Origin of the sequence: Methanosphaera sp. (genome assembly GCF_022768985.1) — an archaeon.
GTDB lineage: Archaea > Methanobacteriota > Methanobacteria > Methanobacteriales > Methanobacteriaceae > Methanosphaera.
Map to the genome: position 1 here is coordinate 1 of NZ_JALEKL010000003.1, position 26,245 is coordinate 26,245.

Sequence of the window (26,245 nt, forward strand, 5' to 3'; positions counted from 1 at the left end):
TTTTTTTTTATATTATTATTTTTTTTTAAGGCTACTTTTTTTTAATAAAGTCTATAAATTTAAAACTATAAATTAACATATAATATAGTAGAATTTTTATAATTTAATTTTTGATTAGGAATTAAATTATGTGATTTATAAGCTATAAAATTAGAAAATAAATAATATCATTTTTTTATTTTAATTATTTATTTGGAGGTTAATTACTTGTCTGATAAAAAATCTAAATTAGCAGCAGGTAGTATTATTAATCTACTGGGCTCTATTATTCTTAGATTGGGTGGATTTATTTATAGATTTATATTAAGTAGACTTTTAACAACGACAGGTTATGGTATTGTTGGTTTAACATTACCTTTCCAGAATGCATTAATTACAGGTGCAAGTGGTGGTGTTCCACCGGCTATTGCAAAGTATGTTGCACAGTATAATGCTATTGATGAAAAGCAGATGGTGCATCAGATTATTGTCACATCAGTTAAGCTGATGATTTTCATGGCATTTATTGCATCAACTATTATGTTTATAATATCAGAACCTGTGGCAATTGGTATGTGGCATAAACCTGAAGTTTTAATGCCTCTTCGTATTGTATCTCTTATTGTTCCATTTAGTGTTCTAGCCGGGGCAATTCGTGGAGTTTTCCAGGGATTTTATAATATGAAGGATTTATTTTACAGTAAATTTTTAGAACAGATTTTCACATTAATATTTGCTGTAGGTTTAGTACTTCTTGGCTGGTATGCATCAGGTGCAGTACTTGGTACAGCTCTTGGATTTTTAATGTCACTTATTGGTTCATATTATCTTTACTGTCATGATATTCGTGATAAGTATATTGTTGGTGATTTTGAAAAGATACCTGTTAGGGAAGAATTAAAGATTCTTTTTCAGATATTTAAATTTGCAGTTCCTGTTGTTATAACTGGTATTGCTGAGATATTTATCTATGATACTGGTACATTTTTCATTGGTATGTTTATGCCTACTATGTTTGCAGGATTTTATACTAATGCTAGTGCTCTTTCAAGAATTCCTTTAATGCTTTCTAATGCTGTATCTACATCTGTTCTTCCAGCAACTAGTGAAGCTGATAGTCTTCAAGATAAGAAGTTACTTGAACTTTATATTCATCAATCATTTAGATATACTACACTTACAACACTTCCAATGTCTGCAATTATCATGGTATTTGCAACTCCAATTATTTCATTGTTCTTTGGAGCAGAATATGCACCGGGAGCTGATGCTCTTTGGATCTTAGTTGGTGGAATGTTCTTCTTTTCACTATACTTAATTACAAGTAGTATGTGTCAAGGTCTTGGAAAACCACAGGCTCCAATGTATGCTTTAATTATTGGTTCAATTATTAATATTGTTGGAAGTTATCTTTTAATACCTATTTATGGTATTTCTGGTGCTGCATTTGCAACTACTATTGCAACATTTGTATTAATGGCATCTCTTATTGCTAGATTAACACAGATTTCTGGAATTCATATTCCATATTTAGATATTGCAAAGCTTGTTGTTGCATCTGTGGTTATGGTTGGTGTTTTAAAATTGTTCCCTGCAAACTTAATTGGAATGATTTTCGGATCAATCATAGGACTTGTAGTATATTTCATATTAGTTCTTGCATTTAAAGCAGTTAAACGTGATGACCTTGGATTTATTGATGAAATTGTAAGTAAATCAGGTCCACTTAGAAAGTTCATAGAACCTGTAGCTGACATTATATATGATCATGCACAATAGGTGTAAAAAAAACTATAAATTTTTAACCTCCCCCCAATATTTTATTTTTTTTTATTTTATTTTTTCATAAATATTCTATTGTTTATAATTACACTTTCTTTTTTACTAAAAATATCTTTATATAACAAATAACATAACTAATAATTAGAAAGTATTTATTTAACAATAATAGTGGGTTTGTTAGATAAATTTTAGATAAAATTATTAAAAGGATTGTTTTTTTTATGGCTAATGAAGTTGAAAGATTAGAAAAGAGAATGGTTGAACTTAACAATGACTTACAAAATAAGAAAACAAATCCAGATTTTGCATTTGAAAATATAAAATCTGTTGATATGTTACTTAAAATTATCATAAACTTAAATAAATATGATGATGTAGAAGATGGAATATACCTATATATTGATGATAGTGGTATAATTAATGCTGAATACTTCATTAAAGAAGATGGTGAAGTTACAATTGTAAGTTTTAATGAAGAACAACTTGCTTTAGTAGTAGAATTATACAGTGATGTATTTGCTGTAAATGTAGAATAAGTTTATTTACTTACTCTACAATACTTACTTTTTTTTATAAAATAATAATAAGATTTTTAAACTTTAAAACTATTTTTTCCTATTTTTATCCTTAAATTATATATAAATTAATTTCTTAAATTTTATATTGTAAAAGAAATTATTATAGAGATGAATTTTAATATGTCAATAACATTAGATGAAGTAAAAAGACGAGAAAAAGGACTTAGTATTATAAATGATAAAATAAAAAATGATGGTATTGATAGTTTAATTGATCTAACAGGACTTGCTGGTGGATTTGATTTAGAAGCAGAAGATATATCATTACTTGAAACATATGCAGGACCTGCAGTATTTGATGCAAAAATTCAGGAACTTGGACGTCAACATCTTGGTGGAGAAAAAATCTTACCTGTAAATCGTACAACAAGTGGTATTGTTGCAACTATTATTGCACTTGTTAAACCTTCCACAAAAATTGTACATTTTCTTGCAAAAAAACCTGCACATCCATCAATTCCTCGTACAGCAGAACTTGTAGGTGCTGATTATGAAGAATTTACAAATGTTGATGATGTTGTAGTTGATGAAAATACATCACTTGTAGTTATTACTGGTACTACAATGGATTTAGAAGTAATTGATGTTGAAGATTTTAAAGCTGTAATTGCTAAAGCTAAAGAATTTGATGTACCTGTATTTGTTGATGATGCATCTGGTGCAAGAATTCGTTGTGCTGTATATGATCAGCCTAGAGCTATTGATCTTGGTGCTGATTTATCTGTAACAAGTACTGATAAGCTTATGGAAGGTCCTCGTGGTGGACTTATGGCTGGAAGTGAAAAACTTATTGATGAAATAAAACTTGTTGTTAATCAGTATGGTCTTGAAGCTCAAGCTCCTCTTGTTGTTGCTATGATTAAAGGTATTGAAAAATATTCACCTGATCGTATTCGTGAAGCTTTCAAACAAAAAGATGAACTTAATGAAATGCTTATTTCTAGAAATTTAAATCCTCTTAAAACACCTACAGGTTTCATGTTTAAAGAAGATGAAATTAAAGCTGAACTTGAAAAAAGAGGTGCAACAGTGGATGTTGATGCTGATGTTATTGCATCTGTATATTCAATGATTCTTCTTGAAAATTATAACATTATTACTATTCCATCTGTTGGAATGCCTGGTGCTTCTAAAACTGTACGTATTGACTGGTCTGCTAAAGATTCAGATAAGTTAACTATGGATGAAATGGTTAATGCTATTGATGATACATTTAACAGGACTGTTAGTGTTATTGCTGATGGTAAAATTTTAGATGTATTATACTAAGGTATTTGTAATGAAATCTAAAATTCACCACCCATACTTTTCTATTTTTTTATTTTTTTTATCAGATAATTTCCTACTATGATATTAACTATGTTAATTTTTAATTCTATCTTTAATTAAAAGAGGCATATTTAGTAATTGTTTTATAAAATAAGTGGTTTTTTATTAATTTAGATGAAATACTATGAAAATTATATTTATTTAAATTTATGATGTATACCAAAAAAAGTTAAAAAAAGAAGAATAAGAGGGGGTGATGTAAAAATATTGTATGTTTATATTATTTCAACTACACCAGATGAGATCTTGATAAGTTTTCCATCATCATCTTCAACAATTAAAAGTCCTTTATTTGTAATACCTACAGCATCACCATATGTAACTTTTCCATTTTTATATACTTTTACTCTGTTACCTGTAGTTGATGATAATCTTCTCCATTCAGCAATGATATATTTAAAGTTTCCTTTGTTAAATTCCTTGTATAATTCTTCAAATACTCCAAGGAATGTTCTGAGAATATCTGCTCTGTTAATTCTTTTATCAATTTCTTTTTTAATTGTTGTTGCAACTTCTTTAAGATCATCAGGTATGTCTTCTTCTTTTATGTTTGCATCTATTCCAATACCAACAAGTACTGCTTCAAGTTCATTTGTTTCATAGTTTGTAACAGCTTCAGTTAGAATTCCTGAAATCTTTTTATCACCAATTAATATATCATTAGGCCATTTAATTCCTGCATTAATACCAAATTTATCATGTAATGTTTTTGCAATTGCTACACCTGTTACAATTGTAAGTTTTGATGCTTCCTGTAGTGCAACTTTAGGTCTGAGTATAAGTGTCATGTATATACCACCTTCTGGTGATACCCAATCATCATACTTACGTGTACGACCTGCTGTTTGGCTTCCTGCAATAATTACAGAACCTTCTTTTGCACCATCTTCTACAAATTTCTTAGCTGTGTCATTTGTTGATTCAAGTGTGTCATAGAAGTGAATACTGTTTCCCATCATCTCAGTTTTAAGTCCTCGTGCAACTTCATATGCATCAAGTATATCTGGTACATCTTTAAGTTTGTAACCTTTATCTAAATCATATAATATGTCATATCCAACATCTTTAAGATTCAATATGTGATCTTTTAATTTTTCATGTGTTATATCTAATTTTTCTAGTAATTCTTCTTCTGTAACATATGAATCTTCAATATTTTTTAATATTTTTTTTCTTATCATTTCAATAACCCTTGAATATATTCTTACAAATTCAAAAAAATATATTTATTATACATATATTTTCTTTTTTTTAGGATGATGAACTAAACCTATTATTTAAAAATAAAAATAGGATAGTATATTATATTATTGTTATGTATTTTTTTAATATAATAATTTCCCAAATAATTACAATGTAGAATAATTTAAATTTAAAAATACATCACATTTAAATTAATTTAGTGTTATTTTTTAGTAAGATAAATGTAATGTCTATTTTTTAGTAAAATAGGGGATATTTTTTTTATTAATTTATAAGTAAATTGTATTTATTAAATAAATCATATATAGTATATAGTTTAATATAATGTATGGATAAAGAATTTATTTTACTAAATTCACATATTATATTTCTTAGGATTTATATAATGAAGTAAAAAAAATATTTTATAAAAAAATTCATTATATAACATTAACAAATTGAAGGGAGAAGAAATTCATGTTTGATAAAGTATTAATTGCAAATCGTGGAGAAATTGCTATACGTGTAATGCGAGCATGTAAAGAGTTAGATGTTAATACTGTAGCAATCCACTCAGATGAAGATGAAAAAGCATTATTTACAAAATTTGCAGATGAAGCAGTACCACTTAATTCATCAATTCTTGCAAAATCATATCTTGATGTTGAAAAAATTATTAACATCGCAGTAGATACAGGTGCTGATGCTATACATCCAGGTTATGGATTCTTATCTGAAAATCCAACACTTGGTGAATTATGTGATGAAAATGGTATTACACTCATTGGTCCAAGAAAAAATGCAATTGAAGCAATGGGAGATAAAATTACATCAAAACAATTAATGAATAAAATTGGTGTACCTACAGTTCCTGGAGATAAGGAAGGAATTGAAGATGTTGATGTTGCAAAAAGCAGAGCAAGAGAAATTGGATATCCTGTAATTATCAAATCCTCAGCTGGTGGTGGAGGAATTGGTATGAGAGTAGTTTATGAAGAAGATGAACTTGTTCGTGCAATTGAATCAACTCAGAATCTTGCAAAAACTACCTTTGGTGATGGAACAGTATATCTTGAAAAATATATTGAAAAACCAAGACACATAGAATTCCAGGTTCTTGCTGATAATTATGGAAATACAATACATGTATGTGATCGTGAATGTTCAATTCAAAGAAGACATCAAAAACTTATAGAAGAAGCACCATCTCCTATTATGACTGAAGAATTAAGAGAACGTATGGGAGAATCTGCAATTAAAGCAGCAAAAAGTGTAGATTATAACAGTGCTGGTACTGTTGAATTTATGTATTCAAATGGTGAATATTATTTCCTTGAAATGAACACAAGAATTCAGGTAGAACATCCAATTACAGAGGCAATTACTGGTGTAGATCTTGTAAAACAACAGATTAAAGTTGCATCTGGTGAAAAATTAGAATATACACAGGATGATATTAATATAAATGGTCATGCTATTGAATGTCGTATCAATGCTGAAGATCCACTTAATGATTTCATACCAACACCTGGTAAAATCTTAGGTTACAGATCACCTGGTGGTATTGGTGTACGTATGGATAGTGGTGTTTATAATGGTTATACTATTCCATCAATTTATGATTCTATGATTGCAAAACTTATTGTTCATGCAAGAAATAGGGATGAAGCTATTGCTCGTATGCAACGTGCTCTTAATGAATTTATTGTTGTTGGTGTAAAAACTACAATTCCATTCCATAAGGCTTTAATGAAAAATGAAAACTTCAGAAAAGCAAATCTTGATACAAGTTTCATTGAAGAAAACCAGATGGACTTAAGAACTGCTATTGAACAGGTAGTAGTTGAAGATGAAGAAAAAATTAATCAGTATAAATCTACATTCCTTCCTAATAAGAAGATTGCAGCAATTTCAACTGGTGTTGCAAGTTACATGACAAGAATAATGGAAGAACAGGAAAAAGCTAAAAAATAGTTTTATGAATTTTCCCTTCTTTTATTTTATTTTTTTAAATTATTAAGTCTTATTTTATTTATGAATCAATTTGGTTTTATTTTTTTTAGAAATAGGATAATTTAAGCAATATTTTTCACATTTTAAGAATTAATTTAATTATTTTTATTAAAAATAATTGATTTTACTCATTTTTTTTAGATTTATTATAGGTAAGTTTATATATAGTATAAAAACAATATATAATATAGTATTCCAAATGATACTATCTTTCCTTAAAATTTTAATATGTTTTAAAACATAAGAATCTTTATGGAGAAAATTTCAATATTCGTACCAAATAGTTATTTGGCCGAATCAAAAGATTCGAAAATTAGAACATATAAAGTTGGATTATTGGGAAGATATGCTGCTCTATATAGGGCTAATAACATAGTTATTTACAATGATAATTCAGACGGAGGTAGTAGAGATGATGCTCTCTATATGAAAACTATCCTAGAATACATGGATACACCTCAATACTTGCGTAAACAAGTATTTCCGATTACACCGGAGCTGAAGAATGTAGGAATACTTCCACCACTTAGAACACCTCATCATCCATTAACAGTTGATGCTGAAGTTGGACAATACAGACAAGGTCTTACACTTAAACGTGTCCGTAAAGGAACTGTTGTAGATATTGGTCTGGAAAGAACAGCTTTATGTAAGGAAAAACTAAGTGTTAATAAAGTACATAGTTTTCGTATAGTAAAACTAGGTAAAGAAATTTTAGTAGAACCTGATGAACCTGATAGCGTTTATTGGGGATATAAGACGATTACTAGTGACAGTAACCTCTATGACAGCATAACCATGATGGAACCTGACTTAGTTATTGGTACATCAAAATATGCTCCTAACATTAATTCTATTCTTAATGAGGTTCAAGACAGTATTAAACAAGCATCTCATGTAGCTATTTTATTTGGAGGTCCATACTCTGGAATAAACAGCTTAATAAATGAGCGAAAGTTAGATTTTGAAATAAACACACTTCCTTGTCAAGGTACTGAAACAGTAAGAACCGAGGAAGCTTTAATTAGTACATTATCAATTCTAAATATTCTTAATCAGGATTAGCTTAGCTGATCGTTGTATTTTATTACATAAACATGTAAATAACAAAAATTAAAATTAAAATTTATTAAATATAGGAGAAACATAACATGACTAGACATCACCAACCAAGAAAAGGATCGGTTGCATTCAGTCCACGTAAGAGAGTGGCTAAAGAAACACCTAGCGTAAGTACTTGGCCAGAATCTGACGAGGCAGGATTGCTTGGATTCGCAGGATATAAAGTGGGTATGACCCATGTAACGGCTCTGGATTCTAGAAAAGGTTCTCCAACAGAAAACATGGAACTTTCCGTTCCTGTTACAATATTAGAGGCACCACCTTTAGTAGTGTTGGGAATTAGAGCTTACACAAAAACAACATACGGTTTAAAAACATTAACCGATGTACTTGCAAACGATAATTTAGACGATGAATTATCAAGAAAAATTTCAATTCCAAAATTTGAAGATGTAGAATCTAAAATTGAGGATTTAAAAAGTAGAATAGATGAAATCGCTGATATAAGAGTTCTAGTTCACACAAAACCAAAACTCACCAGTGTGCCTAAGAAAAAACCAGAAGTACTTGAATTCGGTGTAGGTGGAAAATCAGTTGCAGAAAAACTCGACTATGCAATAAGTATGCTTGGACAAGAAATCAATGCTCAAGACGTATTTGAAGCAGGAGAATTTACAGATGCAATAGCAACCACCAAAGGTAAAGGAGTTCAAGGACCTGTAAAAAGATTCGGTGTAAGAATCCAATATGGTAAAGCAGCACGTAGTGGTATTGAAAGACACGTTGGTTCAATAGGACCATGGACACCTAACAGAACAATGTGGACCGTTGCTATGCAAGGTCAAATGGGTTACCATAAAAGAACAGAATATAACAAAAAACTCCTAAAAATAGGAGATGAATCTGAGGTTGATTTAATAAACCCAGATGGTGGATTTGTAAAATATGGATTTGTTAAAAACAATTACATAATGGTTAAAGGTTCACTTCCTGGACCATCAAAAAGATTAGTTGTTTTAAGAAAAGGAGTAAGAAACGCAAGTAAAGATGCAACAGCTCCAGAAATATCTTACATAAGCACAACTTCAAAACAGGGAGTCTAAATATAAAGAGTGATTATTATGGCAAAAGTTAACGTTTATTCATTAAAAGGCGAAGTCACTGACGAAATTGAACTCCCAGAAATATTCGAAGAAGCATACAGACCTGATGTTATTAAAAGAGCTGTAATTTCTTCACAAACTGCTAGAATTCAGCCATGGGGAGCAAACCCAATGGCAGGTAAAAGAACTACAGCAGAGTCTTTTGGTTCTGGTAGAGGAGTTGCAATGGTACCTCGTGTAAAAGGTTCATCAAAAGCAGGATTTGTACCACAAGCAATTGGTGGTAGAAAAGCTCACCCTCCACGAGTAAATACAATTTATCATGAAAAAGTAAACAAAAAAGAAAGAGTATTAGCAATTAGATCAGCAATTGCAGCAACAGCTGATAAAGATTTAGTAGCTGAAAGAGGTCACAAAGTAGAAGATCTTGAACAAGTACCTTTCATTGTTGATGATGAATTAGAAACCATTAAAACAGCTAAAGAAACCAGAGAAATCTTCAAAGATCTTGGTATCATGGACGATATCTTAAGAGCTAAAAAAGGAAGAAAAATCAAATCTGGTAAAGGAAAACTAAGAGGAAGAAAATACAGAACACCTAAAGGACCTCTAGTAGTTGTTGGTAACGACCGCGGAATTAAACTCGGAGCAAGAAACCATGCTGGAGTAGAAGTTGTTGAAGTAGAAAACATCAACGCTGAATTACTTGCACCAGGAACACACGCAGGAAGATTAACAATTTACACAAAATCTGCTATAGAAAAACTTGCAGATTTATTCCAACAAAATAGGAGTTAGTTATTATGGATCCATATTCAGTAATAATCAAACCACGATTATCAGAAAAAACAATGAATCAAATTTATGATGAAAATAAAATTACATTTGTTGTTCGTAAATCTGCTAATAAAAGAGTAATCAAAACTGCATTCGAAGAATTATACGAAGCAAAAGTTACAAAAGTAAATACTCATATTACTCCTAGAGGAGAAAAAGTAGCTACTATTGAATTAGATTCATCTGAAACAGCTGAAGATATAGCTTTAAGTTTAGGTATATTCTAAGGTAGATATTAACATAGGAGGAATGATTATGGGAAAAAGATTGATTATTCAAAGAAGAGGTAGAGGAACTCCAACATATCGTAGTTCATCACACAGATTCAGAGGAAAAGTAGCATACCGTTCATACGATAAACTTGAAAAAGAAGGATGTTTAAAAGGTATAGTTACAGATATTATTCACGATCCTGGAAGATCAGCACCTGTTGCAGTAGTTAAATTCGAAAATGGTGAAGAAAAATTAGTTCTTGCACCAGAAAGTATTGCAATAGATGAAGAAATTGTATGTGGTGTAACAGCACCAGTAGAACCAGGAAACACATTACCATTAAGTGAAATTCCAGAAGGAACACCAGTTTTCAACATAGAAAACAACCCTGGAGACGGTGGAAAATTCGTTAGATCATCTGGAACATATGCTTCATTAATTACACACGATGTTGGTAAAACAATGATTGAATTACCATCAGGTGAATTAAAAGCATTCAATCCTAGAAGCAGAGCAACCGTTGGTGTAGTTGCAGGTGGAGGAAGAAAAGATAAACCATTCCTCAAAGCTGGTAACAGATACCACGCACTCAAAGCTAAAGGTAAGAAAATGATGACTGTAAGAGGAGTTGCAATGAACGCTGTAGATCACCCACACGGTGGAGGTAACAGACAACATCCAGGAAGACCTACTACTATCTCAAGACACGCACCTGCAGGTAGAAAAGTTGGTTCCATAGCAGCTAAACGTACAGGTAAAAGACGATAGAAAGGAGGCACTTAATTGGCTCGTAAGATATTTAAATTTAGAGGATTTACTCTTGAAGAGCTTCAAGAAAAGTCACTTGATGAAATTATAGAATTATTACCATCAAGACAAAGAAGATCTCTTAAAAGAGGATTTTTACCAAGACAACAAAAAGTTCTTGATAAAATAGAAAAAGTTAAAAACATGAAAAATGAAGATGGAAGACCAATAGTTATCAAAACACATTGTCGTGATATGATCGTACTTCCAAACATGGTAGGATTAACATTCGGTATTTACAACGGACGCGAATTTGTAGAAGTTACAATTAAACCAGAAATGATCGGATGCTACTTTGGTGAATTTGCACAAACACGTGGAAGAGTACAACACGGTGACCCAGGTATGGGAGCTACAAGATCTTCAATGTTCGTACCACTTAAATAGAGGAGATTGTTATTTATGGCTAAGAAAAACACATATTCATATCAAGCAAAAGCTGATGAAAAAATTGCAAAAGCTTCAGGTCACAATCTTAAAATATCTCCAAAACACTCAGTGGAAATATGTAGATCTATTCGTAACATGTACTTAGAAGATGCTAAAGCATTCTTAGAAGATGTAATTGCTAAAAAAGCAGTTGTACCTTTCAAAAGACACAACAAAAAAGTTGGTCACAGATCAGACTTAAAAGGATGGCCTTCAGGAAGATACCCTGTTAAAGCAGCAGCAGCTATCTTAAAAGTTTTAGAAAATGCAGAAGCTAATGCAGAAAACATGGAATTAGATGTAGAAAACTTAAAATTAGTTCATGCATCTGCAAACAGAGGAGTAATCATAAGAGGTTGGACTCCAAGAGCATTTGGAAGAGCAAGCCCTTCAAATACACCTACTACTCACATTCAAATCGTATTAGGGGAGGCATAAGTACACATGATTGAAAAAGATTTCGTTAAAGAAGGACTAAAAAGAACACGAATAGATGAATATCTTGAAGAAAAACTCGAAAGAGCAGGTTACGGTGGAATGGATATTCAAGTAACACCTGTAGGAACTATGGTTATTGTTTATGCTGAAAAACCTGGTATGGTTATCGGTAGAGGTGGAAAAACTGTAAGATCAATTACAAAAACACTTAAAAACAATTTCGACCTAGAAAACCCACAAGTTGAAGTTAAAGAAGTAGAAGTTCCTGAATTAAATCCTAGAATTATGGCTCACAAAATCGTTGCAATGCTTCAAAGAGGTATGCAATTCAGAAGAGTAGCATATTCAATTATTAGAAGAATTATGTCTGCTGGAGCTCAAGGGGTAGAAGTAACAATTTCTGGAAAAATCAGAGGTTCAAGATCAGCATGTGCTAAATTCAATGATGGATACATCAAAAAATGTGGAGAACCTTCAATTAAACACGTAAAAGAAGGATTTGCTACAGTACAATTAAAACCTGGTGTTCTTGGAATTTATGTAAGAATCATGCCACCTGAAGTAATTTTACCTGATAATATACAAATCAGTGAACCTGAAGAAGTTGAAGAAGCAGCAGTTGAAGCACCTGTAGAAGCTGCAGAAGCTGAAGAAACAATTCAAGAAGAAATCACTGGTGAAGATATTTTAGAAGAACTTGCAGAAGAATCTGAAGTTGAAGAAATTACTGAAGAAGATATCGAAACAGTAGAAGAATAAGGGGATATTACTAATGGTTATTTTAAGAAGTAAAGAGTTAAGAGATTTAAGCGCTGATGAACTTCAGGCTAAATTAAACGAACTTCATGCTGAATACGATACCTTAATTGGTAAAGCATCAGTTTCTGGAGTAGATAATCCTGGTAAAATTAGAGAAACCAGAAGAACTATTGCCCGTGTTCTTACTATAATGAATGAAAACAAACAACAGGGAGAATAAGCTAGAGATGAAAATCTGTGAAATATGCGGTCTTCCAGAAGATCTATGTGTCTGTGAAGAAATAGCACGTGAAGTTCAGAAAGTTAAAGTATATACTGTACGTCGTCGATTTGGTAAACTTATGACTATAGTTGAAGGTATTGATGAACATGATATAGATATACGTGAGTTAACAAAAACTCTTAAATCTAAATGTGCTTGTGGAGGTACTTCCAAAAAAGGTCAAATTGAACTTCAAGGAGACCATAAACGTAAAGTTAAAGAAGTACTTGCAGGAATGGGATTTTCCTCAGATACTATAGAAATAAAATAGATAGATTATCTATTTAATGAGAAGATTAAAAATAATAATTTCAATAAAAAGAGGAATTTTTTTATTTAATTATTTTTATTGAAACAGGGGAATTAAATTAAATAAGATGTGTAGTTTATGATAACTCCACAAAATGTATTCCGACATGAACTTATAGGTTTGACTGTTGAAGTTACAGACAGTAACCATAAGCAAAACATAGGAATTAAAGGGAAAATTATTGATGAAACTCGTAATACAATCGTTGTAGATACGGGTAGCCAGGAGAAACAACTTATTAAGGATACGGTAGTATTTACATTATACTTACCTGAAAATAAGAAGGTTTCTGTTGATGGAAAATATATAGTAGCCCGCCCTGAAGACCGGATAAAGAAGAAATTTAAGAAAATTAGGTGAAAATATGGTAGGCATTAACGTAGAGCAACCAGAAAAAGAATGTCAAGATCCTAACTGTCCATTTCACGGTGAACTCTCTGTAAGAGGTCAAGTTATAGAAGGAACAGTTACTAGTGACAAGGCAGATCGTACAATTACTGTAGAAAGAAGTTTTTACAAGTATATTAAAAAATTCGAAAGATACGAAAAAAGAAAATCTAAAATACAAGCACATAAACCAGATTGTATTGATGTTAAAGTTGGAGATTCTGTTAAAATTGCAGAATGCAGACAACTTAGTAAAACTAAACATTTTGTGCTAGTTGAAGTTAAAAAAGGAGAATAAATCATGAAAGCAATTACATCAAGCGTCTCCAAATCACTTCCAATCGGTGCTAGACTTAAATGTGTAGATAATACTGGTGCACGTGAAGTAGAAATTATTTCCGTAAAAGGATTTAAAGGAGTAAGAAGAAGACTTGCTACAGCTGGAGTAGGTGACATGGTAGTAGTTTCAGTTAAGAAAGGAACTGCTGACATGAGAAGAGAAGTAACAACCGCAGTAATAGTTCGTCAGAAAAAAGAATACAGACGTGCTGATGGTCTAAGAGTTAAATTCGAAGACAATGCAGCTGTAATTATTACAGAAGATGGTGTACTTAAAGGTTCAGAAATCAGAGAACCTGTAGCAAAAGAAGCTGCAGATCTTTGGCCAGCAATTGGTAGTGCTGCAAGTATAATTGTATAAATAGGGTGGTAATTATGTCAAAACAACCAAGAAAACAACGTAAAGCATTATATACAGCACCACTACATAAACGTCACAACTCAATGAGTGTACACTTATCAAACGCTCTTAAAGATGAATTCAACAGAAGATCATTCCCTGTAAGAAAAGGGGACAAAGTTGAAATAGTACGTGGTGACTTTAAAGGAACTGAAGGAAAAGTTGAAGGAATAGATCTTAAAAATTACCGTGTTCTTGTTGATGGTGCATCAAGTCAAAAACAAGATGGATCTAAATTATATCAACCAATTCACCCATCAAACTTAGTTCTAACAGAAATTTATTTAGATGATGAAAGAAGAAACGATGCATTAAATAGGAAGTTATAAGCATGGCAAATATGGGATCAAGAAAACACTTAAAAAGATTCAAAGCACCTAAAATGTGGCCTATTCACAAAAAAGAAGAAACTTGGACTACAAAAACAAGTGCAGGACCACACGCTTTAAACGAATCTATACCTCTTGTAATGGTATTAAGAGAAATTTTAGGATTAGCAAAAAACACACGTGAAGCTAAAATTATCTTAAACAATGGTGATGTATTAGTTGATGGTACAGCAAGAAAAGATCACAGATTCCCTGTAGGATTTATGGATGTTATTGCAATACCAAAAATCAATAAATACTACAGAATGTTACAAGATGAAAAAGCAAGATTAGTACTTAAAGAAATTGAAGAAAAAGATTCAACTTTCAAACTTGCAAGTATTAAGGATAAAACCACAGTTAAAGGTGGAAAAACACAACTTAACTTACACGATGGAAGAAATGTATTAACAGACGATGAATACAGTACAAAAGATGTTCTTTTATTAAGTATTCCTGATCAGAAAATCTCTGATTCAATTGAATTTAAAGAAGGAGCAATTGGTTTAATCACAGGTGGTAAACACACAGGTGAAATCGGACAAATTAAAGAAATCAATGTAACTAAATCTTCAAAATCAAACACAGTATTAATGGAAACTGAAGAAGGATCATTCTTAACCTTAGAACAATACGTATTTGTTGTTGGTAATGACAAACCTGTTATATCATTATTAGGAGATGACTAATCATGAATGTAATGGAAAAACCATACATTGCAAAAGCAACTGTAAACATTGGTGTAGGTGAAGGTGGAGAAAAACTTACAAGAGCAGAAAAATTAATTGAAACTCTTGTAGATCAAAAACCTGTAAGAACATACTCAAAAGTTACAAACCCTGAATTTGGTATCAGAAAAAAACAACCAATCGCATGTAAAGTAACTTTAAGAGGAGAAAAAGCTGACAAAATTATATCAATGGTTTTAGCTGGACTTGAAAATAGAATAAAAGCTTCTCAATTCGATAAAGAAGGAAATGTATCCTTCGGTATCAGAGAACATATTGATATTCCAGGTGTAAGATACGACCCTGATATAGGAATTTTCGGTATGGATGTTTCTGTAACATTCCAAAAACCAGGTCACAGAATCAAAGAAAGAAGATTAAGACCTAAAAAAATACCACAAGCACAAAGAGTTACAAAAGAAGAATCAATGGAATTAATGAGAGAAAAATTCCAAGTAACCATAGAAGAATAGAAGGTGATTATTGTGGCAAAAAAATACGGAAAAGCAGCAAGAAAATGTAGTCGATGTGGAGATCATTCTGCTATTGTAAGAAGATACGGATTAAACTTATGCCGTCAATGCTTTAGAGAAATAGCTCCAAAAATCGGATTTAAAAAATACAACTAGAAGGAGTGTTTAAAGAATGTCTCTTATGGATCCTCTTGCAGATGCACTAACAAACATCAGAAACAATGAGTTACAAGGTAATAACAAATGTGTTATTAAACCTGCATCAAAACTTATTGGTCGTGTATTAGACACAATGCAAAAGGAAAATTATATAGGTAATTTTGAATTAGTTGATGATGGTAAAGCTGGTATATTCAATGTTGAATTAAATGGTAACATAAACAAATGTGGAGTTATCAAACCACGTCACGCTGTAAAAAATACAGAATTCGAAGATTATGAGAAAAGATACTTACCAGCAAAAAACTTTGGTATACTAATTGTAACAACACCTCAAGGTGTAATGACTCACCACGAAGCTAAAGAAGCAGGTATTGGTGGAAGATTATTAGTATATGTTTATTAAATTTAAGGTGAATACAAAATGGTTAAATTAGCAAATATAACAGAGACAATCCCTATTCCTGAAGGAGTTACAGTTGATGTTTCAGAAAACGCAGATGTAACTGTAAAAGGTAATGGCGGAGAAATTAAGAGAAACTTCAACCATAATAATATTACCATATCTAACGATGATGAAAATGTTACAGTTTACGTAGCATTCCCAAATAAAAAAGATAAAGCTATGGTTGGAACTATCAGATCACACATATCAAACATGATATACGGTGTAAAACATGGTTTTACCTACAAAATGAAAATTGTTTACGCTCACTTCCCTATGACAGTGAAAGTAAAAGGTAAACTTGTAACAATCGACAACTTCCTAGGGGAAAGACATCCACGTACAGCAAAAATTATTGGTGACGATGTAAAAGTATCAGTTAAAGGTGACGATGTAACAATTACTGGTATTAACAAAGAAAATGTTGGTCAAACAATGGCAAACATTGAACAAGCTACCAAAATTAAAGGAAGAGATCCTCGTATATTCCAGGACGGAATTTACTTAGTGGACAAAAAACAGGAAGAATTAGAAGAATAAATTTAATAGAGGAAGTTATTTTATGACTAAAAAACCAACCTTCAAAAGACAAGAATATTGGAGATATAAAAAACTTGGTGATAGTTACCGTAGACCTAGAGGTAAACTAAGTAAAAGACGACGATACCAGGCAAGAAAACCTGCTATGGCTAGAGTTGGATACCGTTGTCCTAAAGCAACCAGAGGATTACATCCTTCAGGTTACAATGACATCCTAGTTGAAAACGTAGAACAAATCAAAGCTTTAAATCCTGAATCTGATGCAGCAAGAATTGCATCATCAGTAGGAAAAAGAAAAAGACAGTTAATTGAAGCAGAAGCTAAAAATTTAGGGGTAAAATTATTAAATTAAGATTATAATTTAGTTGTAATGATTCATTAATTTGAATACATTATACTCTCTTATCTTAATTAATAATTTCAATTTTATTTAAGGAGGATTTTCATGAATCTTACCACACAGAAAAAATTAGCTGCAAAAATCCTAAAAGTAGGAGTTAACAGGGTATGGATTGACCCAGAACACATCGAAGAAGTGTCAAGAGCAATCACAAGAGACAGTATCAGAGCTTTGATTAATGATGGAATTATCAAAGCAAAACCTGTTCAAGGAATAAGCAGTTACAGAAGCAAAAAGAACGCTAGACAAAAAAGTAAAGGTAGAAGAAAAGGTCAAGGTAGTAGAAAAGGGGCAAAACACGCAAGAACTCCTAAGAAACAAGCATGGATGAGTACCATCCGTTCATTAAGAGTTGTTCTCAAAGACATGCGTGACAATGATGAAATTGACAGAACTACTTACCGTAAATTATATAACATGGCAAAAGGTGGATCATTCAGAAGTAAGTCTTACATGAAAACTTATGCTAAAGATCACGGAATGCTCAAAGAAGTGGAGGAATAGAAGTGGCACGTAGCGCAACTTATAAAGTACATTTCAAAAGAAGAAGAGAAGGAAAAACTAACTATAATCAAAGATATAGATTAGTAGATCTTGATAAGACAAGAATGGTTGTTAGAGTTACTTCTAATCATACTATTGTACAACTTGTAAAAATCGGAGAAAACGGTGACGAAACATTAGTTTCAGCTAACTCCAAACAATTAAAACAATACGGATGGTTAGGTAATGGTAAAAACACATCTGCTGCTTACTTAACTGGTTACTTATTCGGTAAAAAAGCATTAGCTGAAGGATATGATGAAACAATACTTGATATTGGTCTTCAACCATCAATCAGAGGTACAAAAATTTATGCAACACTCAAAGGAGTTCTTGATGCAGGAGTTTACGTACCACACAACGAAGTTGTATTACCTGAAGAATCCAGAATCAGAGGAGAACATATTGCAGAATATGCAAAAAGCATGGATGATGAAGAGAAAAATGCTAAATTCGCTAACTACATAAGATGTGGATTATCTCCAGAAGAAATACCAGATCATTTTGAAAGCGTAAAAAGTAAAATAGATGAGGCAACACAATGAGCAAAAGATCAAATAGATCAAACAACAAGAACAACTCTAATAGATTCAATATTGAAGCATGGGAACCTAAAACCGAACTTGGACGTAAAGTAAAAGACGGTGAAATTACAGATATTGATCAAATATTAGACAAAGGACTTCCAATAATGGAATTAGAAATTGTTGACGCACTATTACCAGATCTTGAAGAAGAAGTTATGGATGTTAACCTTGTTCAAAGAATGCACAAATCTGGTAGAAAAGTTAACTTTAGAGTAATTGTAGCTGTAGGAAACAGAAACGGATATGTAGGTCTTGGAGAAGGTAAATCTCAAGAAGTAGGACCAGCTATCAGAAAAGCTGTAGACGAAGCTAAATACAACCTTATTAAAGTTCGAAGAGGTTGCGGTGACTGGGGTTGTGGATGTGGAAGACAACACACAGTACCTTACAAAGTTGAAGGTAAAAGAAGCAGTGTAAATGTTACACTTATGCCAGCACCAGCAGGAGTAGGACTTGCAATAGGAGATGTAGGAAAAACAATATTATCACTTGCAGGAATAGCAGATGTATGGTCCATGACACGTGGACAAACACAGACTACAATCAACTTCGCAGGTGCAGTATTTGATGCTCTTAAAGTTCTATCAAGTGTAAAAACAAGTGAAGATGATCTTAAAGCTCTTGGAGTAATATAAATTTGAGGTGTAATTTATGTATGCAGTTATAAGAGTTCGTGGAAGAACAGGAATTAAAAAGAATATCGCAGATACCCTTGACATGCTCAATCTTACAAGAATTAGTCATGCTGTAGTAATACCTGAAACACCAAGTTACAAAGGTATGTTACAAAAAGGTAAAGATTACATCACTTGGGGAGAAGTTTCAGAAGATACATTCAAATTATTAGTTGCAGAAAGAGGAAGACTTCCTGGAAATAAAAGAGTAACTGATGAATATGTAAAAGAAAATACAGATTATGAATCTGTAGAAGAATTAGCTGTTGCTATATTCAACCAAGAAACAACTCTCAAAGAATCTGGTTTAAAACCAATATTCCGTTTAAACCCTCCTAGAAAAGGATATGAAGGTACAAAACAAGCATATACTAAAGGAGGATCACTTGGTTACAGATCAGAAAACATTAATGAATTACTTGAAAAGATGATCTAAATAAGCAGGTGTTATGAATGATTAGAAAAACTAAAAAAATCAGAAAACAACGAGGTTCAAGATCAGTTGGTGGAGGATGTACCAAAAAAAGACGTGGTGCAGGACACCGTGGAGGTCGTGGACTTGCAGGTGGAAACAAACATCACTGGACTTGGATGGTAATAAACGATCCAAAACACTTTGGTAAATATGGTTTTAAACGTCCACAAAAAACAGTTCAAAAATTTAATCCAATAAACTTATCAACTATTGATAATGATATTGAAAAATTATTAGATGCTGAAATTGCAGTTAAAGAAGATGGACAAATTGTTATTGATGTAACAGATTTAGGTTACAACAAAGTATTAGGTAAAGGTTCATTATCTCAAGCTATAACAATAAAAGCACCTAAATTCTCAAAAAGTGCAGTAGCAAAAATTGAGGATGCTGGTGGAGTTGCAGAAATTATTTAAAATTTCTCCATCTCATTTATAAATTATAAGGGAATATAATAAAGTTATATTTCTTTTCATGGGTAGTAGATATGTCATCACTAGATTTTGTTAAACCATTTTATTCTCTTTTACCTCATGTGAAGTCTCCAACTGGAAACATCGGGTTTAAAGATAAGCTTAAATGGACAGGAATAATTTTAATATTATACTTTGTATTGACACAAGTATCACTTTTTGGTCTCAGTCCTACAGCTGTGGATCAATTTGCGCAGTTAAGATCAGTTATGGCAGGTAGTTTTGGTTCAATTATTACTTTAGGTATAGGACCAATAGTAACTGCCTCTATTGTAATGCAGCTATTAGTTGGTGGTAAGCTGATAAATCTTGATTTGTCAGATGCCAATGATAAGGCTGCTTTTCAGGGAACACAAAAATTATTAGCTATCATATTCACTCTCTTTGAAGGTTTAGTTCTTGTACTTACAGGTTCTCTTCCTCCAATTTCTGGTGATTACACCTTGATTCTTATCATTCAGATGGTTCTTGGTGGTATAATAATAATTTATTTAGATGAAGTTGTAAGTAAATGGGGATTCGGAAGTGGAATCGGACTATTTATTGCTGCAGGAGTTGCAGAACAAATTATAGTTGGTGCATTTAACTTCTTACCTGCTGTTGGTACAAATACCCCTGCAGGAAAAATACCTGCTTTCATATATTCATTAATAGCTGGACAGCCAAACTTTGGTTTACTAATTCCGGTTATTGCAACAATTGCTGTATTTTTAATTGTTGTATATGCTGAATGTATGAGAGTTGAAATTCCATTATCTTACGGTGGAGTTAAAGGAGCAAGATCAAAATATCCATTAAAATTTGTATATGCAAGTAACATGCCTGTTATATTAGTAAGTGCATTATTTTTAAATGTACAATTATTTGCAGGTTTATTCCAGTCTCTTGGTTATCCAATTCTTGGTGAAGTTTCACAGGGACAAGCAATTAGTGGAATAGCATATTATCTTACTACACCATCAAGTATATCTGTACTATTTACAGATCCATTACGTGTAATATTCTATGCAATAGTCTTTGTTGGACTTTGTATGATATTTGCACTTTTATGGGTTGAAATTAGTGGTATTGGTCCTAAACAAGTTGCAAAACAATTATCTGGAATGGGAGTTCAAGTTCCTGGATTCAGAAACAGTAGAGTTCATTTCAGAAAAATTATGGATAAATACATACCTCCTATCACAGTTTTAGGTGGAGCATTTGTAGGACTTCTAGCATTTGTTGCTGATCTTACAGGAGCTTTAGGTGGAGGTACTGGTGTACTTTTAACTGTTGGTATAGTATACAAGTTATATGAAGAAATTGCTAAAGAACAACTCATGGATATGCATCCAATGATGAGAAGATTCTTTGGTGATGAATAGAAATGGGAAAAAATAACTTTAAAAAGGAAGTGGAATTTGTATAAAGTTTTTAATTAACTTTTTACATCTTTTCTCTTTTTATAGTTTGAAATATCGAATTATCAATAAATATTATAAAATTAAATTTGAAGTGATTATAATGAACATAGTAGTACTTGCAGGAATTCCTGGTACTGGTAGTACAACAGTATTAAATGAAGTATTAGAACAAGTTGATTATGTAAATATCAACTATGGTAATGTTATGTTTGATATTGCATCTGAAAAAGGATTAGTTGAAACACGTGATGATATGCGTAAATTAGATCCTTCAATTCAAAAAGATGTACAAAAACAAGCAGCTGAGAAAATCCATGAAATGGCTCAGGATGATAATGTTATCATTGATACACACTGTACTATAAAAACACCTAAAGGTTTCCTTCCAGGATTACCTGTTTGGGTATTAGATCAGTTACAACCTAATCAGTTTATATTAGTTGAAGCTGAACCTAGTGAAATTATTTTCAGAAGATTAAATGACGAATCACGTGTACGTGATGTTGAATATACTGATGATATTGATTTACATCAGAAAATGTCAAGAGCAACAGCTATGGCTTATGCTGTACAAACAGGATGTACTGTAGCAATTGTTCAAAATAATGATAATGGATTAGAAAAAGCTGTATCTGATATAGTTGATATATTATCATAAATATAGGGATTAGTTATGAATTATTTAGATTTTATCTTAACTCCTTTAATGAGTCTTGATGCAACACCATCAAATCCTATCTTTACAATATTTCTTATTGCAGCAATAATTTCATTTATTATTGTTGTATTCCAGAAAATATTGATTGATTATGATAAGATGCATGAGCTTCAAGATGAGATGAAACAACTACAAGATGAAATGAGAGCAGCTCAAAGTTCAGGGGATCCAAAAGCATTAGCTAAAGTTCAGAAAAAACAGATGGAACTTCTACCAAAAAATACGGAATTAATGAAGATGCAGATGAAACCAACTATTCTTACAATGATTCCTATATTAATTATTTATTATGGTATGATTTTCAATCACACAATAAGTCATGTTGTAATTAATATTGCAGCACCACAGTATTACTTATTGTTAATTCCTATATGGAACATTTTCTGGACTCAGGCAAATCCATTAACAATTAACTTCTTTGGATGGTACTTACTTGTATCATTTACAATGAGTTTCATATTCAGAAGATTGTTTGGATTAAATACAACAAATTAAATATATAAAGACGTTTAAAAGAAAAAATTAAAAAGGAGGATTATTTATGCCAGCACCAAGATTTAGAAATTCAACATTTAAAAGAGTATCAAAAGTTGCTCCTGGTGGAAGAAAAATTACTCATTACAAAAAGAAAAAACCTTCCAAACATGTTTGTGCTAAATGTGGAAAAGTTTTAGATGCTGTTCCTAGAGGAAGAGCTTATGAGATTAAAAAATTATCTAAAAACCAGAGAAGACCAAACAGACCATACGGTGGAATGTACTGTACTAACTGTACAAAAAAATTAGTTAAAGAAGAGGCAAGATCATTATGATTATTACTATTGGTGGACTTGCAGGAACTGGTACAAGCACTGCTGCTAAGAATTTATCAGAGTGTTTAGACATACCTTATATCTCTGCAGGTGATGTTTTCAGACAGATGGCTGCAGAAAGTGGTATGACTTTACTAGAATTTAGTGAGTTTGCTGAGGGTAATGATGATATTGATAAGGCTTTAGATAAAAGACAAGCTGAAATAGCAAATAATTCTGATAACTTGATTGTTGAAGGTAGAATTTCTGCTTTTTTTGTAGATGCTGATTACAAGTTTTGGCTTATGGCTCCAGATAACATTCGTGCACAACGTATTAGTTACAGAGAAGACAAAGATCTTGACGTTGTAATTTCCGAGATGGAAGAAAGAACAGCTAGTGAAAGAAAAAGATATATGGAAATTCATGGTATTGATATTGACAATTTAGATATTTATGATCTTATTGTTAATACTCATACTTTTGATGAAAAGTTAACAGTTGAAATTTTACAAAATTGTATTAATAGAAAATAAAGTATAGGTGATATGAATGCCAGCAATAGAAAAAGGAAGAGTATGTGTTAAAATCGCAGGAAGAGAAACTGGAGAAAAATGTGTTATTGTAGATGTTATTGATGAAAACTTCGTAGAAATTGCAGGAGTTAACGTTAAAAATAAAAGATGTAACATCAAACACTTAGAACCAGTGGATGAAACTGTAGAAGTATCAGATGATATTGAAGCAGTTAAAGAAGCTTTAGCAAACTTATAAGTTTAGAGTTTCTTTTTATTACTCACTTTATTTTTTTAACCCCCATTTATTTTTATTTTTTTTTATGTAGATTTTTTTTTGATTATTGAATTTTTAAGTTAATTTTTATCTAGTTTTTATAAATTATTATCTTCTCATGTAGATTAACTATTTTTTATTTAGAAATTTATCGATCCTCTATTATTTATGAGGTGTATGTTTTAATTATTTAATAAAATTACATTTTATTTTTAATATATTTACATCTAGTTTTAATTAAAATGTATATAATTTATAAGGAATATATTAATTATTTTAAAAATAAGTAAAAAAAAAGAAAAGTTTTGGGGTGTTGATAATTATCCTAGATTTTTTACACATTACCCCAAATTTTTATTGTTTTGAATGTTCTGCTATAAATTTCTTAATTAAAAATGATGATATGCTAATATCAGATTTAGGTTCTCTGATTTTTTCTACATCAAACCATTTAGCATCAACAATTTCATTACCATCAACTTTAATTTCACCAGATTTATAATCAGCAGTAAATCCTAGCATAAGAGAGTTTGGAAATGGCCATGCTTGACTTGTAACATACTGGATATTTTCAACTTCAAGACCAACTTCTTCTTTAACTTCACGTGCAACTGTTTGTTCTATTGATTCACCAATTTCAACATATCCTGCAATAAGTGCATATGCATCTGTATGATGATAGCTGTGTTTTGCCATTAGTAGTTTATCATTATTATTTATTGTTACAATGATTGCTGGTGCCATCATAGGATAGTGCATCTGTCCACATTCTGGACATTTCATCATCATATCTACATCATCAACAACAGTTTTACATCCACATCCACCACAGTACTGGTTGCGTATATACCAGTCATTTATAAGTGCAGCACGTGATGCTACATAGTATAAGTCCTCATTAAGATCATAGATATTAATAAGTGGTGTGAAGTAATCATTTACACGTTTTTTGTTATATGCTTCATTAACACTAAATACTCCACATTTTTCTGTTTTACTATTTATATTTGCAACAAGACATGGTTCATCTTTGTATTGTCCTATGTAGAGTATGAAGTTTACATCACATACTTCTTCTAATTCTTTAACATCTACTATTTCTATATCATCTTCACTATTTAAGTAGAAGTTACGGTTTTGATCTATAATAAATGCATAAGCTTTTTCATATTTACTATAATCATCACTAAAATCTATCTCATAATTATCATATAATGTATTTCTTAACATATCACATAGTTATATAATTCATATACCATAAAAATTACATACATTTTATATAATATTTAAGGAATAGTTTATTTATTATTTAAATAAAAAATAATAGTTATTATAGATATAAAAATATTATAACTATAAAATTTAAAGGGAGGAAGAAAAACCATGGATTTAACAGATATTTTTAAGAAATCTTTAAAATTTCCATTTGAAAATCATTCAGTATGGATAATGGCAGCAGTTATTGCACTTGTTTCATCTATTTCATCACTTATTTCATTAAAATTTGATAATGGAATTGTTGTTATAGTATTTTCACTTCTTATGATGCTTGCATCTATTATAAGTTCAGGTTATTATTTGAAAGTTATTAAAAATCAGATAGATGGATCTGAAATTACAATTGATCTTGAAAATAAGAATTCAAATCCAATGACTGGAAGTAAAGCTGATCAACTTATTGGAAATATTAAAGATGATCTTATTAGTGGTATAAAATACTTAGTATTAGATGTAGTTTACATGTTTATTGCATTTATTATATTTGCAATTGTTGCATTTATTACTGGTGCATTTGATGCTTTTGCTAAAATTATTCCATACATGGAAAATGTAGCAGCATTTGCAGATTCAACAGCATTTATAAATTCAATACCTGAGGATATTCTTATGAACTTTGCTGGTTCATTTATGATACTTTTCATTGTTGGAATTATTCTTTTAATATTATATTCATTATTATTATATATTGCAACAGCAAAACTTGCAGACACTGGTAGTTTAGGCGATGCATTAAATATTGTTGATGTATGCAGAACAATTAAAGAAATTGAAATATTTAGATATCTTGGATTTTACGTGTTACTTACATTAATTACAGTTATTATTACGTTTATATCAGGCTTTATTGGTGAATTAATTCCAGTTGTTGGTACAATTATTTCTGTTGTTATTATTGATACATTTAGTAGTATATTTATATACACAGCTATTGGTACATTATATGCTGAATATAGAAATAAACAACAACCACAATCACAACAGCCACAACAACCACAGCAAGTACAACAAGCACAGTATGATAATGATATTATTCAACAAGATGATGATACAGTGTATTTTAACAACCAATACTAAAAATTAAATAATTTAACCACCATAATTCTTTTTTTATTTTTTTTTATAGAAGTATCCTAAATTTTTAGTAATCTTTCATACTCTTTTATTATACATAAAGTTTAAATACATAA

Annotated in this window: 38 protein-coding genes; 36 read left to right on the forward strand and 2 right to left on the reverse strand. The window is 31.1% G+C overall.

Annotation, left to right across the window (positions count from 1 at the left end):
- The first annotated feature begins 207 nt into the window (after positions 1-207).
- The 3 genes from MRZ80_RS00825 to MRZ80_RS00835 all read left to right on the forward strand — a co-directional run bounded on the left by MRZ80_RS00825 (position 208) and on the right by MRZ80_RS00835 (position 3,608).
- Positions 208-1,758 carry a flippase gene (locus MRZ80_RS00825; RefSeq protein WP_292535266.1) on the forward strand — a complete coding sequence of 517 codons (1,551 nt, stop codon included), beginning with the start codon at positions 208-210 and terminating at the stop codon, positions 1,756-1,758.
- Positions 1,759-1,982: 224 nt separating this feature from the next.
- A complete protein-coding gene (locus tag MRZ80_RS00830; protein ID WP_292535268.1) occupies positions 1,983-2,297 on the forward strand; it encodes a hypothetical protein in 315 nt (104 codons plus the stop codon).
- Positions 2,298-2,459: 162 nt separating this feature from the next.
- Positions 2,460-3,608 carry a TIGR03576 family pyridoxal phosphate-dependent enzyme gene (locus tag MRZ80_RS00835; protein ID WP_292535270.1) on the forward strand — a complete coding sequence of 383 codons (1,149 nt, stop codon included), beginning with the start codon at positions 2,460-2,462 and terminating at the stop codon, positions 3,606-3,608.
- Positions 3,609-3,883: 275 nt separating this feature from the next.
- On the opposite strand, the gene MRZ80_RS00840 is transcribed toward MRZ80_RS00835, so the two are convergent.
- The gene (locus tag MRZ80_RS00840; protein ID WP_292535272.1) at positions 3,884-4,849 is read right to left on the reverse strand and encodes a biotin--[acetyl-CoA-carboxylase] ligase; all 966 of its coding nucleotides are present in this window, start codon (positions 4,847-4,849) and stop codon (positions 3,884-3,886) included.
- 478 nt (positions 4,850-5,327) lie between these two features.
- On the opposite strand from MRZ80_RS00840, the gene MRZ80_RS00845 reads away from it, so the two are divergent.
- The 32 genes from MRZ80_RS00845 (at position 5,328) to MRZ80_RS01000 (ending at position 23,759) form a co-directional block, all read left to right on the forward strand.
- Positions 5,328-6,824 carry an acetyl-CoA carboxylase biotin carboxylase subunit gene (locus MRZ80_RS00845; protein ID WP_292535274.1) on the forward strand — a complete coding sequence of 499 codons (1,497 nt, stop codon included), beginning with the start codon at positions 5,328-5,330 and terminating at the stop codon, positions 6,822-6,824.
- 285 nt (positions 6,825-7,109) lie between these two features.
- Positions 7,110-7,928 carry a putative RNA uridine N3 methyltransferase gene (locus tag MRZ80_RS00850; protein WP_292535414.1) on the forward strand — a complete coding sequence of 273 codons (819 nt, stop codon included), beginning with the start codon at positions 7,110-7,112 and terminating at the stop codon, positions 7,926-7,928.
- A gap of 86 nt (positions 7,929-8,014) precedes the next feature.
- Positions 8,015-9,028 (forward strand): 50S ribosomal protein L3, encoded by a 1,014-nt coding sequence (rpl3p, locus tag MRZ80_RS00855; protein ID WP_292535276.1) that lies wholly within the window; start codon positions 8,015-8,017, stop codon positions 9,026-9,028.
- A gap of 18 nt (positions 9,029-9,046) precedes the next feature.
- Positions 9,047-9,826: a 50S ribosomal protein L4 gene (rpl4p, locus tag MRZ80_RS00860; RefSeq protein ID WP_292535278.1), complete on the forward strand. Its 780-nt coding sequence runs from the start codon at positions 9,047-9,049 to the stop codon at positions 9,824-9,826.
- 5 nt (positions 9,827-9,831) lie between these two features.
- Positions 9,832-10,092: a 50S ribosomal protein L23 gene (locus MRZ80_RS00865; RefSeq protein WP_292535280.1), complete on the forward strand. Its 261-nt coding sequence runs from the start codon at positions 9,832-9,834 to the stop codon at positions 10,090-10,092.
- A gap of 28 nt (positions 10,093-10,120) precedes the next feature.
- Entirely contained in the window at positions 10,121-10,846 is a 726-nt protein-coding gene (locus MRZ80_RS00870) for a 50S ribosomal protein L2 (RefSeq protein ID WP_292535282.1), read from the forward strand.
- A gap of 15 nt (positions 10,847-10,861) precedes the next feature.
- Positions 10,862-11,272, forward strand: coding sequence for a 30S ribosomal protein S19 (locus tag MRZ80_RS00875; RefSeq protein ID WP_292535284.1), 411 nt, complete (start codon positions 10,862-10,864; stop codon positions 11,270-11,272).
- A 15-nt stretch (positions 11,273-11,287) separates the two neighbouring features.
- Positions 11,288-11,752 carry a 50S ribosomal protein L22 gene (locus MRZ80_RS00880; protein WP_292535286.1) on the forward strand — a complete coding sequence of 155 codons (465 nt, stop codon included), beginning with the start codon at positions 11,288-11,290 and terminating at the stop codon, positions 11,750-11,752.
- A 6-nt stretch (positions 11,753-11,758) separates the two neighbouring features.
- A complete protein-coding gene (locus MRZ80_RS00885) occupies positions 11,759-12,511 on the forward strand; it encodes a 30S ribosomal protein S3 (RefSeq protein ID WP_292535288.1) in 753 nt (250 codons plus the stop codon).
- A gap of 13 nt (positions 12,512-12,524) precedes the next feature.
- Positions 12,525-12,731 carry a 50S ribosomal protein L29 gene (rpmC, locus tag MRZ80_RS00890; protein WP_292535290.1) on the forward strand — a complete coding sequence of 69 codons (207 nt, stop codon included), beginning with the start codon at positions 12,525-12,527 and terminating at the stop codon, positions 12,729-12,731.
- Positions 12,732-12,738: 7 nt separating this feature from the next.
- A complete protein-coding gene (gene yciH, locus MRZ80_RS00895) occupies positions 12,739-13,044 on the forward strand; it encodes a stress response translation initiation inhibitor YciH (RefSeq protein WP_095609304.1) in 306 nt (101 codons plus the stop codon).
- Between the two features lie 117 nt (positions 13,045-13,161).
- Positions 13,162-13,443, forward strand: a complete 282-nt coding sequence (rnp1, locus tag MRZ80_RS00900) for a ribonuclease P protein component 1 (RefSeq protein ID WP_292535294.1) — start codon at positions 13,162-13,164, stop codon at positions 13,441-13,443.
- Between the two features lie 4 nt (positions 13,444-13,447).
- Positions 13,448-13,768 carry a 30S ribosomal protein S17 gene (locus MRZ80_RS00905; RefSeq protein ID WP_292535296.1) on the forward strand — a complete coding sequence of 107 codons (321 nt, stop codon included), beginning with the start codon at positions 13,448-13,450 and terminating at the stop codon, positions 13,766-13,768.
- 3 nt (positions 13,769-13,771) lie between these two features.
- Positions 13,772-14,170, forward strand: a complete 399-nt coding sequence (locus MRZ80_RS00910) for a 50S ribosomal protein L14 (RefSeq protein WP_292535298.1) — start codon at positions 13,772-13,774, stop codon at positions 14,168-14,170.
- A 14-nt stretch (positions 14,171-14,184) separates the two neighbouring features.
- A complete protein-coding gene (rplX, locus tag MRZ80_RS00915) occupies positions 14,185-14,538 on the forward strand; it encodes a 50S ribosomal protein L24 (protein ID WP_292535300.1) in 354 nt (117 codons plus the stop codon).
- 2 nt (positions 14,539-14,540) lie between these two features.
- A complete protein-coding gene (locus tag MRZ80_RS00920) occupies positions 14,541-15,266 on the forward strand; it encodes a 30S ribosomal protein S4e (protein WP_292535302.1) in 726 nt (241 codons plus the stop codon).
- Between the two features lie 2 nt (positions 15,267-15,268).
- Positions 15,269-15,778: a 50S ribosomal protein L5 gene (locus tag MRZ80_RS00925; protein ID WP_292535304.1), complete on the forward strand. Its 510-nt coding sequence runs from the start codon at positions 15,269-15,271 to the stop codon at positions 15,776-15,778.
- Positions 15,779-15,781: 3 nt separating this feature from the next.
- Positions 15,782-15,934, forward strand: coding sequence for a 30S ribosomal protein S14 (locus MRZ80_RS00930; protein ID WP_292535305.1), 153 nt, complete (start codon positions 15,782-15,784; stop codon positions 15,932-15,934).
- 16 nt (positions 15,935-15,950) lie between these two features.
- Positions 15,951-16,343, forward strand: coding sequence for a 30S ribosomal protein S8 (locus tag MRZ80_RS00935; RefSeq protein ID WP_292535307.1), 393 nt, complete (start codon positions 15,951-15,953; stop codon positions 16,341-16,343).
- Positions 16,344-16,361: 18 nt separating this feature from the next.
- Positions 16,362-16,922: a 50S ribosomal protein L6 gene (locus MRZ80_RS00940; protein ID WP_292535309.1), complete on the forward strand. Its 561-nt coding sequence runs from the start codon at positions 16,362-16,364 to the stop codon at positions 16,920-16,922.
- A 22-nt stretch (positions 16,923-16,944) separates the two neighbouring features.
- Positions 16,945-17,274, forward strand: coding sequence for a 50S ribosomal protein L32e (locus MRZ80_RS00945; protein WP_292535319.1), 330 nt, complete (start codon positions 16,945-16,947; stop codon positions 17,272-17,274).
- A 93-nt stretch (positions 17,275-17,367) separates the two neighbouring features.
- Positions 17,368-17,826 (forward strand): 50S ribosomal protein L19e, encoded by a 459-nt coding sequence (locus tag MRZ80_RS00950; RefSeq protein WP_292535322.1) that lies wholly within the window; start codon positions 17,368-17,370, stop codon positions 17,824-17,826.
- A gap of 2 nt (positions 17,827-17,828) precedes the next feature.
- Positions 17,829-18,410: a 50S ribosomal protein L18 gene (locus MRZ80_RS00955; RefSeq protein WP_292535324.1), complete on the forward strand. Its 582-nt coding sequence runs from the start codon at positions 17,829-17,831 to the stop codon at positions 18,408-18,410.
- On the forward strand, positions 18,407-19,087 hold the full coding sequence (locus MRZ80_RS00960; RefSeq protein ID WP_292535326.1) for a 30S ribosomal protein S5: 681 nt from the start codon (positions 18,407-18,409) through the stop codon (positions 19,085-19,087). The genes MRZ80_RS00955 and MRZ80_RS00960 overlap by 4 nt, the downstream gene beginning before the upstream one ends.
- Before the next feature lie 16 nt (positions 19,088-19,103).
- Positions 19,104-19,562 carry a 50S ribosomal protein L30 gene (gene rpmD, locus MRZ80_RS00965; RefSeq protein ID WP_292535328.1) on the forward strand — a complete coding sequence of 153 codons (459 nt, stop codon included), beginning with the start codon at positions 19,104-19,106 and terminating at the stop codon, positions 19,560-19,562.
- A gap of 17 nt (positions 19,563-19,579) precedes the next feature.
- The gene (locus MRZ80_RS00970; protein WP_292535329.1) at positions 19,580-20,017 is read left to right on the forward strand and encodes an uL15m family ribosomal protein; all 438 of its coding nucleotides are present in this window, start codon (positions 19,580-19,582) and stop codon (positions 20,015-20,017) included.
- A 71-nt stretch (positions 20,018-20,088) separates the two neighbouring features.
- Entirely contained in the window at positions 20,089-21,438 is a 1,350-nt protein-coding gene (gene secY / locus MRZ80_RS00975) for a preprotein translocase subunit SecY (protein ID WP_292535331.1), read from the forward strand.
- A gap of 139 nt (positions 21,439-21,577) precedes the next feature.
- A complete protein-coding gene (locus MRZ80_RS00980; protein WP_292535333.1) occupies positions 21,578-22,135 on the forward strand; it encodes an adenylate kinase in 558 nt (185 codons plus the stop codon).
- A 15-nt stretch (positions 22,136-22,150) separates the two neighbouring features.
- A complete protein-coding gene (locus MRZ80_RS00985; protein ID WP_292535334.1) occupies positions 22,151-22,690 on the forward strand; it encodes an EMC3/TMCO1 family protein in 540 nt (179 codons plus the stop codon).
- Positions 22,691-22,736: 46 nt separating this feature from the next.
- Positions 22,737-23,006 carry a 50S ribosomal protein L34e gene (locus MRZ80_RS00990; RefSeq protein WP_292535336.1) on the forward strand — a complete coding sequence of 90 codons (270 nt, stop codon included), beginning with the start codon at positions 22,737-22,739 and terminating at the stop codon, positions 23,004-23,006.
- Entirely contained in the window at positions 23,003-23,521 is a 519-nt protein-coding gene (gene cmk / locus MRZ80_RS00995; protein ID WP_292535338.1) for a (d)CMP kinase, read from the forward strand. The genes MRZ80_RS00990 and cmk overlap by 4 nt, the downstream gene beginning before the upstream one ends.
- 16 nt (positions 23,522-23,537) lie before the next feature.
- Positions 23,538-23,759: a 50S ribosomal protein L14e gene (locus MRZ80_RS01000; RefSeq protein ID WP_292535340.1), complete on the forward strand. Its 222-nt coding sequence runs from the start codon at positions 23,538-23,540 to the stop codon at positions 23,757-23,759.
- 372 nt (positions 23,760-24,131) lie between these two features.
- Here MRZ80_RS01000 and nudC read toward each other — a convergent pair whose 3' ends face one another.
- Complete coding sequence (gene nudC / locus MRZ80_RS01005) at positions 24,132-25,007, reverse strand: NAD(+) diphosphatase (protein ID WP_292535342.1); 876 nt, start codon at positions 25,005-25,007, stop codon at positions 24,132-24,134.
- 153 nt (positions 25,008-25,160) lie between these two features.
- Between nudC and MRZ80_RS01010 the strand changes: the two genes are divergently transcribed.
- Complete coding sequence (locus tag MRZ80_RS01010; RefSeq protein WP_292535343.1) at positions 25,161-26,132, forward strand: DUF4013 domain-containing protein; 972 nt, start codon at positions 25,161-25,163, stop codon at positions 26,130-26,132.
- Positions 26,133-26,245: the final 113 nt, after the last annotated feature.

Bases quoted from the DNA above. Each gene is read 5' to 3' on its own strand.
- secY (WP_292535331.1), top strand. From the start codon at position 20,089: ATGTCATCACTAGATTTTGTTAAACCATTTTATTCTCTTTTACCTCAT.
- MRZ80_RS00845 (WP_292535274.1), top strand. From the start codon at position 5,328: ATGTTTGATAAAGTATTAATTGCAAATCGTGGAGAAATTGCTATACGT.
- MRZ80_RS00910 (WP_292535298.1), top strand. From the start codon at position 13,772: ATGAAAGCAATTACATCAAGCGTCTCCAAATCACTTCCAATCGGTGCT.
- MRZ80_RS00835 (WP_292535270.1), top strand. From the start codon at position 2,460: ATGTCAATAACATTAGATGAAGTAAAAAGACGAGAAAAAGGACTTAGT.
- MRZ80_RS00880 (WP_292535286.1), top strand. From the start codon at position 11,288: ATGGCTAAGAAAAACACATATTCATATCAAGCAAAAGCTGATGAAAAA.
- MRZ80_RS00925 (WP_292535304.1), top strand. From the start codon at position 15,269: ATGAATGTAATGGAAAAACCATACATTGCAAAAGCAACTGTAAACATT.
- MRZ80_RS01010 (WP_292535343.1), top strand. From the start codon at position 25,161: ATGGATTTAACAGATATTTTTAAGAAATCTTTAAAATTTCCATTTGAA.
- MRZ80_RS00865 (WP_292535280.1), top strand. From the start codon at position 9,832: ATGGATCCATATTCAGTAATAATCAAACCACGATTATCAGAAAAAACA.
- rnp1 (WP_292535294.1), top strand. From the start codon at position 13,162: ATGATAACTCCACAAAATGTATTCCGACATGAACTTATAGGTTTGACT.
- MRZ80_RS00920 (WP_292535302.1), top strand. From the start codon at position 14,541: ATGGCAAATATGGGATCAAGAAAACACTTAAAAAGATTCAAAGCACCT.
- MRZ80_RS00940 (WP_292535309.1), top strand. From the start codon at position 16,362: ATGGTTAAATTAGCAAATATAACAGAGACAATCCCTATTCCTGAAGGA.
- MRZ80_RS00950 (WP_292535322.1), top strand. From the start codon at position 17,368: ATGAATCTTACCACACAGAAAAAATTAGCTGCAAAAATCCTAAAAGTA.
- MRZ80_RS01000 (WP_292535340.1), top strand. From the start codon at position 23,538: ATGCCAGCAATAGAAAAAGGAAGAGTATGTGTTAAAATCGCAGGAAGA.
- MRZ80_RS00960 (WP_292535326.1), top strand. From the start codon at position 18,407: ATGAGCAAAAGATCAAATAGATCAAACAACAAGAACAACTCTAATAGA.
- cmk (WP_292535338.1), top strand. From the start codon at position 23,003: ATGATTATTACTATTGGTGGACTTGCAGGAACTGGTACAAGCACTGCT.
- nudC (WP_292535342.1), bottom strand. From the start codon at position 25,007: ATGTTAAGAAATACATTATATGATAATTATGAGATAGATTTTAGTGAT.
- MRZ80_RS00985 (WP_292535334.1), top strand. From the start codon at position 22,151: ATGAATTATTTAGATTTTATCTTAACTCCTTTAATGAGTCTTGATGCA.
- rpmD (WP_292535328.1), top strand. From the start codon at position 19,104: ATGTATGCAGTTATAAGAGTTCGTGGAAGAACAGGAATTAAAAAGAAT.
- MRZ80_RS00870 (WP_292535282.1), top strand. From the start codon at position 10,121: ATGGGAAAAAGATTGATTATTCAAAGAAGAGGTAGAGGAACTCCAACA.
- MRZ80_RS00885 (WP_292535288.1), top strand. From the start codon at position 11,759: ATGATTGAAAAAGATTTCGTTAAAGAAGGACTAAAAAGAACACGAATA.
- MRZ80_RS00905 (WP_292535296.1), top strand. From the start codon at position 13,448: ATGGTAGGCATTAACGTAGAGCAACCAGAAAAAGAATGTCAAGATCCT.
- MRZ80_RS00970 (WP_292535329.1), top strand. From the start codon at position 19,580: ATGATTAGAAAAACTAAAAAAATCAGAAAACAACGAGGTTCAAGATCA.
- MRZ80_RS00935 (WP_292535307.1), top strand. From the start codon at position 15,951: ATGTCTCTTATGGATCCTCTTGCAGATGCACTAACAAACATCAGAAAC.
- MRZ80_RS00980 (WP_292535333.1), top strand. From the start codon at position 21,578: ATGAACATAGTAGTACTTGCAGGAATTCCTGGTACTGGTAGTACAACA.
- rplX (WP_292535300.1), top strand. From the start codon at position 14,185: ATGTCAAAACAACCAAGAAAACAACGTAAAGCATTATATACAGCACCA.
- rpl3p (WP_292535276.1), top strand. From the start codon at position 8,015: ATGACTAGACATCACCAACCAAGAAAAGGATCGGTTGCATTCAGTCCA.
- MRZ80_RS00990 (WP_292535336.1), top strand. From the start codon at position 22,737: ATGCCAGCACCAAGATTTAGAAATTCAACATTTAAAAGAGTATCAAAA.
- yciH (WP_095609304.1), top strand. From the start codon at position 12,739: ATGAAAATCTGTGAAATATGCGGTCTTCCAGAAGATCTATGTGTCTGT.
- MRZ80_RS00830 (WP_292535268.1), top strand. From the start codon at position 1,983: ATGGCTAATGAAGTTGAAAGATTAGAAAAGAGAATGGTTGAACTTAAC.
- rpmC (WP_292535290.1), top strand. From the start codon at position 12,525: ATGGTTATTTTAAGAAGTAAAGAGTTAAGAGATTTAAGCGCTGATGAA.
- MRZ80_RS00945 (WP_292535319.1), top strand. From the start codon at position 16,945: ATGACTAAAAAACCAACCTTCAAAAGACAAGAATATTGGAGATATAAA.
- MRZ80_RS00840 (WP_292535272.1), bottom strand. From the start codon at position 4,849: ATGATAAGAAAAAAAATATTAAAAAATATTGAAGATTCATATGTTACA.
- rpl4p (WP_292535278.1), top strand. From the start codon at position 9,047: ATGGCAAAAGTTAACGTTTATTCATTAAAAGGCGAAGTCACTGACGAA.